The sequence below is a fragment of the Prevotella melaninogenica genome, assembly GCF_018127925.1.
GTDB lineage: Bacteria > Bacteroidota > Bacteroidia > Bacteroidales > Bacteroidaceae > Prevotella > Prevotella melaninogenica_C.
Map to the genome: position 1 here is coordinate 88,819 of NZ_CP072347.1, position 13,370 is coordinate 102,188.

Below are 13,370 nucleotides of genomic sequence, written 5' to 3' on the forward strand. Positions count from 1 at the left end.
ACTAGTCATTAATTGCATAATAAACCCTGTCTGCTCTCTTCATGTCAACTTTTCCATAGAGAACTTTGTTCAGAACAGCCTCCATTACCCTTCCGTATCTTCCTTTTGGTGCACTGCTTAGGTAAAAACTCCTCCTGACATACTTATCCGACTGATTCAGACAATCAAGTGTACCTTCTTTTCGTAACGTCCTAACAGCCTCTATATACGGCTTGGCGAAATCCTTTCCACCGGTCACCTGAAGGTTATTGAGTTTATCAATCTTATGGCTGATAAGAGGCATGTCTTCAATGTCAATCATCACATCATCTCGATCTGGCATAGATGCCGGTATAATAGTCTTAATTCTTTCAAGTAGACTACTCTCGTCACATTGTCCAGATAGAAGAGAACCTATCATATAAAGATTTCTAGAAATAGAGAAGTTCGGGATGTGACATAAGTTTTCTTGAATGTCACCATTCTGTAGATAGCTGCATACAATTTTCGAATAATCCTTGGTGATTTCATGTAAAATCGCTGATGCAGCGACATCCAGCCCTGTCTCATCAGTTCGGAGTATTTCCGCAGTCAAGCATTTAACCACCCTGTCATCATATCCTCACAACCATATTATACTTTCTTCTGCTCGTCTCGATATATTCCTATCCGGATGAATCAAGAACCAGATAAGGAAATGTATCATCTGCTCATCTTTATTCTGTTCTTCGTGCGGTCCTACAAACCAAGTGAATTTATCTATTTGATACGGTGATGGCTGCACGTTAATATCATAATGTCCTACTATAACATCAAACAACTGATTTTTTTCAAAATCGGGCATGCTAATAAGCGGAGTAATAAATTCGCTTAGCGAATACCAGTAACTTCCTATAGGTGATACTATATCCTTTCTTTTCTCTTCAAGAATTCGCTTGCATGAAATCATACCAGCTAAGGCATCTTCTCTTTCGTATCGGCCTCTCTTCTTAGCTCTTCTTTTCCAAATATAGCCCACCTCCTTCAACGCTTGTTCAAAATCGTTTAGGATGTTGGCTGAGACGTTTGTTTCTTCCAAATCTGTCAGATAGGTACCTTTCTTATCATAATAATAGTCATGTACGAAATACAAAGCCATTCGCTGAATCAAATCCGACTTTGCCCTTTCATCACCAAGCGCTGCTATAATCTCTGAATGAAGTTTGGCATATTGATGGTCATTATGCATCTTATCCCAGTTATACCAGAATAATTCGCTTAACGCATATCTAATGTATGGTGATACATCCTTACATTCCCGCAACAACTGGCACATGGCACTGGCCTCTATCAGATGGTTACATCCGAGGTCATAGCCATCTCCCTTCTTGGCATGTCCACTTTCCAATCTTCTGCATTCGATATAATTCTTTCTGACTCTGGCAATGTCTCAAACTTATAATAGGCAATAGCATCTGCCAATGAGGATGCATTTGCAATGGTTGCAACAAACTCGTTCTTTTCCTGTTGAACATAACGTTGGAAGGTCATCTCGCCTGAGGCTTCTTCAAATATCGCCGCCAAATGACCTATCTGGTCACCAGTGAGTTGAATACTATTTTTTCTGTACTCATTGATTAGCCCTATCTGGGCTTCCTTGTACCAATCTGGCCCCATAGAACTATTCAACATTTCCTGATAGGCAACTGCAACTTTCTCCTGTTCGCCCATACGTGCGTATTCCTGACACAGCCTGAGCAGATTTGTACAACGCTCACCCCTGTTCTGTACAGCATACTTAATATATTTAAAAACCTCCTCTGCTAGGAAAAGAGCTATATCTTTTGTCCTTGTATTACCATTGAATATGCCTGTCAATCTGATAAGTGAAGCACAGTAGCCTTCTCTATAAAGACATAACTGATTAGGCATCCTGCTTTTCAGATGATCTATAAAATCGTTCAATTTGTCATCAAAGAACTTGCAGTACAATTCTGCCAGTTTATCATAAATAAACAGGAATAAATCTTCGGGCAGGAGATAACTCCGTAGCCAATGAATCCTAACCTCAAATGGGAAATCAATGCATTGCAGCACCTCATTCAACAGGCCGTATAACATGCTATAGTCTTCACTTGCAGCACGTTTCCTGCATAGCATTCCGTCAAGATAAGCAATTCTCGCTATCAAGTGCTCAATATAGCCTTCCCATATTGTATCGCCATAATAATCTCTGTTCACGTCTGGGCAAACGAGGCTATCATCTAAATAAGCCTTGTATAGACTCTCTTTATAGAAAGTAGCTAATGCTTTTGAATCAAGATCTACACCATTACCATCCCGAAAAACTAACTTTCCGGGTTGGGGATTGTATTGGTTCAACAGTTTCTTAACAACGTCCACTTGGCTAGATTGGTCTACCAAAACCATTAGCAGAATATGTAAATCATTCTCTGAGAATACAAACGTATGGCTTGCCAATACTGTTTCAACCTGTTTCAAACAATCTTGGTATGCACTGTTGCGTCCTATCTTGTTTAGTCCAAGTTCTCTTTCATCGTACAGGGCTAATACTTTAACGAAAAGCATCAAGATCCTTTCGTCCCACCCCACCTTGAATGACTTCAGATATTTTTCAATAGGAATTTTCTTTTCCGAACGCAACTGATTAGACAACTGATAGGCAATAATAACATCCTGTACTGTATAGATAGCTTTAACAGAGTCTTCATCTTTTTTGTCCACAAGTTTTTGAAGTGTCTTAAAATAGCGAACTAAATCTGACGGTTCTTCTACGCCCGCCAAGATACCTTCAACTATCAAAAAACCCTTTGCAGCAAAAACAAATGGGTCTGCTCCTTTTTTCGATGTATCGCTGAGATCCTTTCTGATACAGGCCTCAATGGCGTCTGATAGCGTAAATGCTTGATCTTGATAATCTTTCTCAAACATTACTCGAAGATAATGGATAGCCGCCTGTAAACTTACTAAGAGTGTATGGTCCCTTACAATATATTTCATGGCGACATCTGGCTTACCCAAGAGGAAAGCCAATTCTGCAATTTCATCAACATTGTCCACCATGATAGAGTCATAGCGGTTTTCTATTCGCTGAGCAAGCAGCATCAGTCTGATAACTTCCACGGCAAGACCTTGGTCAACAGCAAATGACAGACACTCTTTAATATCGTGCATTACCAAATCTGGCGACACGTCATGCCTAGCGCATTGATCCGCCCATACTTGGTTGCACATTGCAAGCCCTTTCTTCACATCACTGCCGTTAACCACATGATGCAAGTGGTTATCAATTGTATATCTGGACTCAGGATGTGCCTCACAATATGCAGCTATTTGGTCGTTGGTGTAAATGATGACTGACATCAACTTATCTGTCACGAAGAGTCTGAACGAACTATGGTAGATCTCATACACATCCTCGTCTTTCTCTTTCATCAGGTGGCGGAACTCCTTAGTGACCGACTTGAATTCATAGGGGGTCAATTGCTTCATCATTCCTAACAACTGGGTTTCGTCAACCAGCCCACGGGTCTGTGATAATATCGCCATCACCTCCGTCACGATAGCGTTAGTCTCTGCCCTTTTCCAAATTGCTTCATAATAGGAACGGATGTTACCGTTGATGGTTGGCAAGCTATCCAACCATTCGTTCAATTGGCTCTCACGTGTCTCGTCGTCAAATGTGTCAGCTATATAGCGGCATAGATAATTCATATACAGTGGATGCCCCTCCGTCTTATTCGCCACAGCCTGAACAAATGAGTAGGGCTTGTTCCACTCGCCACTGTTTGCTTGGATATACAATTCACAGGCAGCTATGTCCAAAGGGGTAACTTCTATGTAGTTGTCTGGCGCTATCTTCTCTACAACTGTTGCAGGTAGTATCTCCTTGCTGATACACGAGAGTACGACGCTAATATTCTGCGGCATAGTTTCTGGCAGCAATGCTAAGAATTCACCAACTCGGTTCCGATTGTCATCTGCGAGCTCATCCAGACCGTCTATAAAGAGGATACCCTGTTTGGCATCTAGGGAAAGCTCATTCCCAATAATATTAATCCATCTGGGTATTCTTTTTCTTCTTTCCTCAAATGATAGTTTTTCTATCTCTTCTCCCGTCTTGTTGATATATACCGTTTCAAGAAACTCTGCGAAGTGACTCTCTGAACATCTGACGGCTCGACTCAGCGGGTCATTAGGTACTTTAAAGAAAAACCGGCCAATGACTTCTACATTATCGTTATCTGGTTCATAACCTGCAGCTAGTATCGTTTTACCACATCCCGGCGAACCGAATAAAAGCAACCAGTTACTGTTCTTTTCCCCGATCCTTTCATCCAATATTCCCATAACAGTGTGGTTGGGTTTAGACAATGCAACGTCATGGGCAATTGATTCTGGTATATCGGTTAGTATTGTTTCCTCTTCCACGGAGATGCCATTTTCATGTAGGGCATTAATCAGTTTTCTAACACTAATAAAGGTTAGGTTATTGCCCGATTGTTCAATCACAACACCAACCACTTTTCCCTCTTGCAACACAGGCGCTCCTGACATACCGTCGTAGTCGAAAGCATCATCCACATTGTTTACTTGAATATTGATGTCGCCAGTACCCTGTTGGTTCTTTTGCCTCACACTGCCATCAATTCTCATACCCCCATGCTTCGCAGCATAGGGGTACCCAAATGAGCTGACCAATTCCTTTACCCTGAGGGTATGCAGGAAAAGCGGCAAACTCTCTGATGTTGTGCGACCTTCTACTTTCAAGACCGAGATATCCAAATCTTCATAGTTTTTGACAATGGTAAAGGTCATATCGCCGTCAGTTTCATCTTTTATAATATGCACACCTACCTCTTCAAAGGAAGAAACTGTGTGAAAGGCGGTCAATATGAGATTGGGAGCCACATAAAATGCAGTTCCGGCCTCGTTTCCACAGATACTCTGTACTACTAAGTTTTCTATCATGACATTATATTGTTATTGTGATACCTTTATCGCCTTCAGGCATAATCACATCGAAATCATGTCCCTCGTGATAATCAGGCTTCAATAGCTCTTGACATACAGGTAATGGATAGTTGAAATATAATTGATTGTTCACTCCAGATGTTATGATATGTGCCAAAGTAGGCATATCAGGATGGTTATACTTATCACCCTTCGTAGATATCAACCATTTGTCTGAAACTATCAAACTAAACAACTCTGGCGAATTGTTGTTATAGGAACCATGATGAGATAGTTTCACCGCATCAAATTTATAGGGTGCTTTCTCTTCACAGTAAAGGGTCCTCAGAGAAGCTACCACAGTTTCCGCATGTGAATCACCTAAAAACAGTAATCTCTTTCCTTCTGTCTCAAGCACGAATGAAATGGAGCTGCCCTTACTTGCTGAGCTGTCAGGTTCGTAAGCCTCTTTACACAACATAAGCAAATCATAACTCTTAGATACCTTTTTCTCATGAAAATGAAATCCAGGCATATCTTTGCTAATACTAAACTCATAAGCATCATCCCAGTACTCTTCACTGTGAGCCTTTTTAAGCAATCCATCCTTAATCAGTCTTTTCTTCCAAAAACTTTCAAGGGCTTCTATATCCTCATTATTTGGAGAAAGAACGTGAATGATAGCATCTCCTAACGGGAAGGTCATTGGGGCCATAATGGTATAACCTTTCGACGGTGTATTCCATGAAATCCCGTTTTTTGCTATAAGTGCAGACAAGGTACACCCCTGTTTTGCACTAATTGTTTTTGCTCTCTCCGCTTGACACTCTTTGGATATATTTCTATGAACAAACGTTTCTTTTTCTGCCACAGTGACAGCCACAGACTGAATATGTCTGTAACCATTATACCATATTTCTCTTATCCCAATAGGCATATCTTCCATCATCCTGATGATGCCAGAGATATGGTCACCGTCTATATGGGTCACAACTACTACATCAAGTTCACCTCCTCGCGCTGCAATTTCTTTTAAAGTAGGTAAAAGATAGTTCTCGTATGTATCTACGTATCCTCCATCAATGAGCATATAATGAGATAGCTGGAATTCCACCAGAATACAATCTCCATTGAATGCCGGAAGAATGATAATTCTCATAAATCCTTTCACTTATATTGGTTCACATGCTTATACTTCTCCTCCAATTCCAGTATTTCCCTAAACTTCTCAATCCTCACACCTCCATCAGCCACTTCCACACTGACACCACGGGTATTCCCTCTTCCGTGCCCTCCTCATCATACGTAATCAATAGGCACTTCCAGTCCTGGTGCGCCTTGGCATACTTCACCAGTGGCGGCACCTCCCTATTGTAGGTGGTCGCATCCTTGATGCTGTAAGACACTTGTATAGCCAACTTCTCGTCGGGTACAATGAAGTCTATCTCCTTCTCCGCATTCAGGTAAAACACATTCTTTTTGCCATACCGCCTACACAGTTCCACCGCCACCATATTCTCCAATAGCGATGTCTCTGAATTCATCAGGAACAGGTTCAGTAAACCGTTATCAACAAAGTAGTACTTCTTCTGCGTCTCCTTCTCCGTCAGTTTCCCTATCTCATTCTCCATGGGCAATATCAGCCAACTGTCAGCGGCATAATCCGCATAGTCTATCGTAGTGGGCACACTGATGGGCGATCCCGTTGCCACTATCACATTCTTCAGCCTGTTATACGACAGCGGTTGCTTTACGCTTTCTGCCATCTTCTTAATCAGAATATTCAACACCCTATCATTCTTAATATTATTTCGGGCACAGATGTCACCCAAGTAGATCTTCTGGTACAAACTCGAAAGCATAGCCCGCTTGTTCTTAAACGAAAGGATCTCTGGCAGACCACCGTAATAGAAGTACTCATTCAGATGTCGCTTCACTTCACTTCGCTGAATTGTATCATACTCCCAATGCTCCCTCAGTTCCACCTGCTGCGCTGTCAGATACTCTTTGAAAGAATATGGGTACGCATCGTAAATAAAGAACCGTCCGCCCAACGTAGTTGCCACCTCTTTACTCAGCATCTTCGCATTGCTGCCCGTCACATACACCCTGTATTTCGCATCAGCCAACCTGCGCACGAACTTATCCCAATACGGAATGTTCTGCACCTCGTCCAAAAATACCACTGGCTTTTTACCATACAGTTCCAGATGGGCTTCCAGCAAACTGTTAAAGTCTTCCGGTTGGAATTCCGCCAGACGTTCATCTTCAAAATCCACAAACAGAATCTCATCCCATCCCTTTCCTGCTGCCTGCAGTTGTCGCACACGCTGATACAGCAGATACGACTTACCCGCATGTCTCACGCCAACTATCACATAATTGCCATTCTCTTCAAAGTCTGTAGGACGGTTCACAAGTACCGCCTCATCCACTTCGCGCTGTTTACTAATCAGGCACTGTTTGATGACATCTTTACTAACACCCATATAAACTACATTTAATAAGAAGTATCTATTTTTATAAAGTTTGATTTACAAAGTTACACATTTCCTATAAAACAAACTTAATAACCTATGACTTTTTACACTTTTTTTATCATGAATCATTATTTCTCATAACCTATGCTTCTGCTAAGGTTTATTTATTTTATTTGGCATCGTCTTAAACACTTCTATCAAATACAATACATTCCGTCTTCTCATACAAAATAAAAGCGTCTACCTTAGGACCAAATCAAACTTGTATTCCTTGTGAATGAAAAAACAAATGGAACATAGGAATACAGAAAAGAACACGCCAGAACAAAAAACAACTATCTATTTTGTAATAAAAAAAATAATACTAAAAATTCAACACATGCTCTTTTAGGTTCGTAAAGACGCCCTTTAAGCTTGCAAAAGGTGCCCTTTAAGACCCTTACTAACGCCCTTTTGGAGTCCGATTAAGCACCTTTTAAAACACCGTTTCGTAACTTCTTTATAGCGAGAGGCTTACAAAGGTAGACAAAAACGCCACTCTTTAGGCTTTTTTCGGTATAAAAGCATAAGATAATGTAAAGGAAATTCAGAAACAACAAAACGTCCTCAGTAATCTGAAAGCAGATTGTTGAGGACGTTTTATATGATTTTAGGAAGCTATTTATAGCTCGATTTCCACTTATTACAGGCTCTCTGGAATCTGTTTCTTCGGACTGATACCTAATGTTTTTAATCCTTCTAATCGACGGACAATGTTTCCCTTACCCTCGTTTAGCTGACCCTTCGCCCTGCTGAAATCCTGCTGTAGGCGTTCGATGTCGGCACCTAACTTTACGAAAGTCTCTGCAAAGGTGACGAACTTATCGAAGAGTTCGTTTGATTGGTGTAGGATTTCCTCTACATTCTTTGTCATACGGAAGTTCTGCCACATCGTGTGTGTCAGCTGCAGAGCCATGAGAAGATTGCTTGGACTCAGAATGATAATATGCTTACGATAAGCGTATTGCAAGATAGATGGGTCGGTCTTCAAGGCTGCAGAATAGCCACTTTCGTAAGGGACGAACATCAGTACAAAACCAATACAGCCCGGTACAAGTTTCTCGTAGTTCTTAGCCGACAGTTCGTCGACATGCTTCTTGATAGAGGAAACATGTTCCTTCAAATAGCGTTCACGCTCCGTAGCATCTTCTTCTCTGATTGCTGCCTGATAAGCCGTCAATGAAACCTTAGCATCTATCACGGCACGTTCTTCGTTCGGGAAGACAATCACGGCATCTGGTCGGAAGTTATTACCGTCCTTATCTTTGTAGTTCTCTTGCAGAAAATACTGTTGCCCCTGAATAAGACCGCAGTCTTCCAACGTCTTATCGAGAATCATCTCACCCCAATCGCCCTGCATCTTAGAGTCACCTTTAAGGGCTTGTGTGAGCGAAGCAGCATCATTACCGATACGTTCCGTTTGTTCACGCAGTTCCTTCACCGCCCGTTCTTGATTCTCGCGCATCGCCTTGATGGTCAGTTCCTGCTCCGCATGAAGACGTTTCATCGCCTCCTCGAAGGTCGTTTTAATCTCTGTTTTATTGGCAGTATTCTCCTTACTGTTGTTTGTAACAGTCTGATTAAAAGCCTCTAAACGCTCTTTTAGTGGCGAGAGGAGAGCGTCCAAACGTTCTTTATCAGCCGTATTCATCTTCTCCCGACTCTCATCCAACATCTGAGCAGCCATATTGCGCACCTCTTCCTGCAGGAGTCGGTTCTTCGCTTCAGCCTGCTTCTGGAGTTCGTTGCGTAGCTGTTCGCCATGCTTTCGCTCTGCCTCAAGTTGCTGTAAAGCATTCTCTTTCACCACCGCAATACGTTCGTCAACATTCTTTCGTTCTGTTTCAAGTTGACTACGGAGGACCGCTAATTGCTCACCAGCATTCTTTTGTTCCTGTGTTGATTTGTTCTTCATCCAGAGGAACATGATACTTGCACCGATGATGATACCGAGAAGTAGATAAATTATTGCCATACTTGTTCTTTTTCATTTGATTTTTCCTCATATAAAGCCATGAATGAATCGACTTTATAGAGCCTCAGTAGCGCCTCAACAGACGTGAATAGCACAGAGTTCTATCATGAGCACTTTGCTACATCGTAAAAGTCACCTTATTTATTATTGGATAAAAGCGTCCGAAACGGTACGATTAGCATGACAAAAATACAAATAAAATCAGAGAAAAACGCCCCTTTTAAAAGAATATTTTTCAGTTGGTAGTATCTTAATTCTAAACATTTCCTTCCCATGACAAGCCTATACTCAACGCCCGATGAAGCCCTTTCAGTTAACGACTCAGCATGTCAATTTGTCTATCCATCCAACATACGGAGTAAACAACATCAAAAACGCTCGTATCTTTCATCCTTACACAGGCGACAACCGTCCACCCCCACCTTCGAAAATGACCACATAAAAAAGAGTTGCAGAAACCTCTACAACTCTTTAATACTCCTTTGTGGACCAGCCTGGGCTTGAACCAGGGACCTCCAGATTATGAGTCTCGCCACACAAACTATATATGAGCTTATTTATCAGCTTGTTAATGAACTCTGTGCGAATAAGAGGTCAACTATAGGTCAACGCTCTATCGTATCACAAAGTTACAAAAATATCTTGAATAATACTGTACTAAACTAACAAATTTAGGTCAGTTGTGTGAAAATAATCTCACAGTTTGAAATAGGAAGTATGGCTGTTTATCCTCTATCTGTGTTTTTCTTATATAATGCGTTTAACTCTCTTTTCGTGGAGGGTAGTCCCATCTTTTTACACCATTTACGGATAGCATTGTCAGTTACTCCGTATATTCTACCGATTTCGGTAAATGGTTTCTCTTTTATTAGCTGCAGTAGCTCTTCCTTGGAGGGCTTATCAGAGGGTGAAACCTTGTGTACACGGTTATGTTTCAATGCACATTCGGGACACCAAGTAGACTTAGGAGTAATCTCTTTTCCACAGTCTTTACAGTAGTTGTGTTGTCTAAGTTTTCGAGTACAGAACGTATCTGTTTGTGTATGACAGTTTGGGCAGACGATGCGCAGGTTCTCCAATCGGTTATCAGTGTGTATACCATTGATATGGTCTAATTGCAAGACAAGTAGTTTGTCATTCCATGTGTTACCTTGTCCGCATATTTCGCAATGTTCCTGCTTGATACCCTCTTCAATCAGTCTCTTCTTTAGTTTAGAAGATTGATAAGTACTGTTTTCTACAAGTATGTCTTTTAAGGGAATTTTCTCTTGTATCAGTCTAATGGGAAGAGTATGATAAGCTATGCCGTATTTATCTAATAAAGTAGTAAGCTCTTCTATGTTAGTTTTACTCTGCCTCTTATTCAGTATCTTCAATATGTCAACAAGACTTTTAGCCTCGTTGACGAGTGCCTATAAGTGTTCTTTTGTTATCATTGCCTGTAGTTATGTTGTGAATAATATCATTCCATCTTTTCTCCCCTTATCTGTAGGGATTTTACATCTTTGTGTGGCAAAGCCATATTCAGTAATCTGTGTTCCTTTAGCCTTTCTCTTGCAACCAAACTTAGTGTAAATTGTTTGTAGGGTAGCTTTTATATCTTTGTTAGTAGCCCTTTCTCCTGTCTTATAAATATGGTGTAAGGCTTCCTTGATTTTAGTCTACAAAATGGTATTGTCCATATTCATCAATGTAATCATTATCACCCATAACCTCTGGGCATAGTTTCATAATTTTCTCTTTCTCTGATTCTTTTGTTGTTAGGAATAAATCATCTCGGAGTATTGTTATCCGTTTCTTCTTCTTATCTCTCTTGATATATTGTCTGACTTCTAATGCCCTCAAATAATTGTCAATCATGCTCCGTTTAAGAGTCATTATTTCCTGTAAGCCCTTTCCATAGTAATCAGTGTAATTACAGTGGTTGTAGCAAAGACTTTTCAACAATAAGAGAAAGCCTATCTGTTCTCTTGTTATGTTTTCTTCCAGTATCTTTCTTTTAACGCCAAACCAGTTAGTTCTAATTAGCTTATATCTGTTCTTCTCTCTCCAGCCATATCTGTCTTGATGAATGGTAAGCAAGTTGTTCTCTTGAAACACTCGTAAGGCTCTTTGTATAGCACCGACATCACATTGTAGGAACTTTGCCAAGGTATCTTGGTTAATATTTGAAATATCATTCTTAAAATCTGTATGTAGGCATAATCCCAAGTATATGTATGCTTGAAGTGGATTAAGACAAGCTCCGATTTCCTTGCTTAGGGTAGTGTAATCCATCGCTTGCTATGTTATTACCATCCTTTATAAATCTTATCTCTCCGTTTTTTACTAATTTTTCAAATGCCCATTTACCTCCAACACGTTCTTTGGCTTCTTTTCGGGTTTCAAATTGTTCTCCTGTTGTTACTTTTATAATCATGTCCCATTGTTAAATCAATAAGTTTAGATAAGCGAAAATCTGAAAGATTTGAGCTGTATGAGTAATAGTTTTTTTATTAATAGTATCTATTGCTCTCATTGGCAATTCTCATACGGCTCTCATTGGCAATGTGTTTTTCTTTCATTAGGTATATCTGTACTTCAATTTTATCTGTAGTGGCTTATAAATAAAAAATCGACACTTCAAGCAATAAATAAAGAGGTACATTGTTGCACCTCCATATTTCCTTTATATCGTTGGGATTACCTGAATATCTAAAACAAATATAGGTATCTTATTCTGTAAATCCAAACTGCTTCGCACTTTTCTGAAAAATCGAGTAAAAGTGTACTTAAAATCAGAATTTCTCGTTTGGAGTGACATTTTTACATTTGGGTATATATAATAATTTTCAGAGTAAAAATGTCATCAACGAAAAAGCACTAAATGATTTTATTCATAGGATGTTGTCTTTTTATTTCTCCTTGGCAGAATCTACGATGTTGTGCAAATCTTCTTTATTAGAGTATTGTGCAGACAGTTCCTGACGTCGAAAATTTAACCTCCTTAATAGAAAATCATGTCTTATTTCAAAGTCATCGAAAATAGTGCTCCATGTTTTAACGAAAATCTCATATCTTTGAGAGTTTTTATCAACATGTAAAACTAAATCCCTCTTCCCCCATGTCTTGTTAGAATCGTATTCTGTTTCAATGCTTCCGCTATTATCTAATTCATTTCCTACGAGAATGAACGTCCATTTTGCACTTGCAGAACAAAACTGTGGCTCTTGATATATAGTCCTCATATAAGTTTTTATTTGGCTCAATTCAAGCTCCCCTAGTTTTACTGATGGTCTCTTCAATTCTATAATGATATTTTCTACCGTATTACTGTTTCTTGTTTGGCGGAAAGCAAATATATCCATTTCTTTATTTACATCTGGACTACGCATTTTATCCACACTAACTTTACTTTTTCCAACGCCAGCTGTAGTATTGTGTAATGCATTTAAATATGCCTCTAAAGCCTGCTGAAAATCTGGCTCTGCTTCCGTAACTATATTGTATTGTTCACCGAATAACCAGAAGGCACTCGAAACTATCTTTTGAATATCTTTAACTTCATAAGCCTTTAGTCTTTTGTCAAAAAGCATAGCTTTTAATGCAGACACTGTTTTTAATCGATCTTCTAAGAGTCCAATTGTACTAGTAATATGCGACAACTCTGTTACTTTGAGAATACCTGCTAACTTATGTCGCTCATCATCGGACATTTTAACAACACTATCTATTATAGAAATCAAATCTTCGCGTTTATCTGTCTGTAACAATAGTTTTAAACAGCCTACCAGTGTTTTAGCTGGCTTCTCTCTAATATTTTCGAATATTTTTGGTTGGACAGAGTAAATTCCTGTTACCGTATTCTTTAATTCTAAATAGAGAGGAAGCTCATATTCATTTTTTGGATAAGCAACAATCCCTTTCTTTTCAAATCTATGCCATAGTTCCTCACCTGCTACTAA

The 13,370-nt window shown here is 39.8% G+C and carries 10 protein-coding genes; all 10 read right to left on the minus strand.

Annotated elements, in window-relative coordinates:
* Position 1 precedes the first annotated feature (1 nt).
* Complete coding sequence (locus J4861_RS00310; protein ID WP_211816223.1) at positions 2-322, minus strand: hypothetical protein; 321 nt, start codon at positions 320-322, stop codon at positions 2-4.
* Between the two features lie 279 nt (positions 323-601).
* Positions 602-1,366 carry a hypothetical protein gene (locus J4861_RS00315; protein WP_211816224.1) on the minus strand — a complete coding sequence of 255 codons (765 nt, stop codon included), beginning with the start codon at positions 1,364-1,366 and terminating at the stop codon, positions 602-604.
* Positions 1,309-4,950: a serine protease gene (locus J4861_RS00320; RefSeq protein ID WP_211816225.1), complete on the minus strand. Its 3,642-nt coding sequence runs from the start codon at positions 4,948-4,950 to the stop codon at positions 1,309-1,311. Before J4861_RS00320 ends, J4861_RS00315 begins: the two co-directional genes overlap by 58 nt.
* Before the next feature lie 4 nt (positions 4,951-4,954).
* Complete coding sequence (locus J4861_RS00325) at positions 4,955-6,091, minus strand: ComEC/Rec2 family competence protein (RefSeq protein ID WP_211816226.1); 1,137 nt, start codon at positions 6,089-6,091, stop codon at positions 4,955-4,957.
* Positions 6,092-6,167: 76 nt separating this feature from the next.
* Positions 6,168-7,421: an ATP-binding protein gene (locus J4861_RS00330; RefSeq protein ID WP_211816228.1), complete on the minus strand. Its 1,254-nt coding sequence runs from the start codon at positions 7,419-7,421 to the stop codon at positions 6,168-6,170.
* 673 nt (positions 7,422-8,094) lie between these two features.
* The gene (locus J4861_RS00335) at positions 8,095-9,426 is read right to left on the minus strand and encodes a DNA recombination protein RmuC (protein ID WP_211816229.1); all 1,332 of its coding nucleotides are present in this window, start codon (positions 9,424-9,426) and stop codon (positions 8,095-8,097) included.
* Between the two features lie 725 nt (positions 9,427-10,151).
* Positions 10,152-10,802, minus strand: a complete 651-nt coding sequence (locus tag J4861_RS00340; protein ID WP_211816231.1) for an HNH endonuclease — start codon at positions 10,800-10,802, stop codon at positions 10,152-10,154.
* Between the two features lie 280 nt (positions 10,803-11,082).
* Positions 11,083-11,703: a hypothetical protein gene (locus J4861_RS00345; RefSeq protein WP_211816233.1), complete on the minus strand. Its 621-nt coding sequence runs from the start codon at positions 11,701-11,703 to the stop codon at positions 11,083-11,085.
* A complete protein-coding gene (locus J4861_RS00350) occupies positions 11,660-11,845 on the minus strand; it encodes a hypothetical protein (RefSeq protein WP_211816235.1) in 186 nt (61 codons plus the stop codon). Before J4861_RS00350 ends, J4861_RS00345 begins: the two co-directional genes overlap by 44 nt.
* Positions 11,846-12,320: 475 nt before the next feature.
* On the minus strand, positions 12,321-13,178 hold the full coding sequence (locus J4861_RS00355) for a hypothetical protein (RefSeq protein WP_211816237.1): 858 nt from the start codon (positions 13,176-13,178) through the stop codon (positions 12,321-12,323).
* Positions 13,179-13,370 lie beyond the last annotated feature (192 nt).

What these genes read in the sequence shown, in the direction of transcription:
- J4861_RS00310 (WP_211816223.1), bottom strand. Translation starts at nt 322, where the DNA reads ATGCCAGATCGAGATGATGTGATGATTGACATTGAAGACATGCCTCTT.
- J4861_RS00320 (WP_211816225.1), bottom strand. Translation starts at nt 4,950, where the DNA reads ATGATAGAAAACTTAGTAGTACAGAGTATCTGTGGAAACGAGGCCGGA.
- J4861_RS00325 (WP_211816226.1), bottom strand. Translation starts at nt 6,091, where the DNA reads ATGAGAATTATCATTCTTCCGGCATTCAATGGAGATTGTATTCTGGTG.
- J4861_RS00330 (WP_211816228.1), bottom strand. Translation starts at nt 7,421, where the DNA reads ATGGGTGTTAGTAAAGATGTCATCAAACAGTGCCTGATTAGTAAACAG.
- J4861_RS00335 (WP_211816229.1), bottom strand. Translation starts at nt 9,426, where the DNA reads ATGGCAATAATTTATCTACTTCTCGGTATCATCATCGGTGCAAGTATC.
- J4861_RS00345 (WP_211816233.1), bottom strand. Translation starts at nt 11,703, where the DNA reads ATGGATTACACTACCCTAAGCAAGGAAATCGGAGCTTGTCTTAATCCA.
- J4861_RS00350 (WP_211816235.1), bottom strand. Translation starts at nt 11,845, where the DNA reads ATGATTATAAAAGTAACAACAGGAGAACAATTTGAAACCCGAAAAGAA.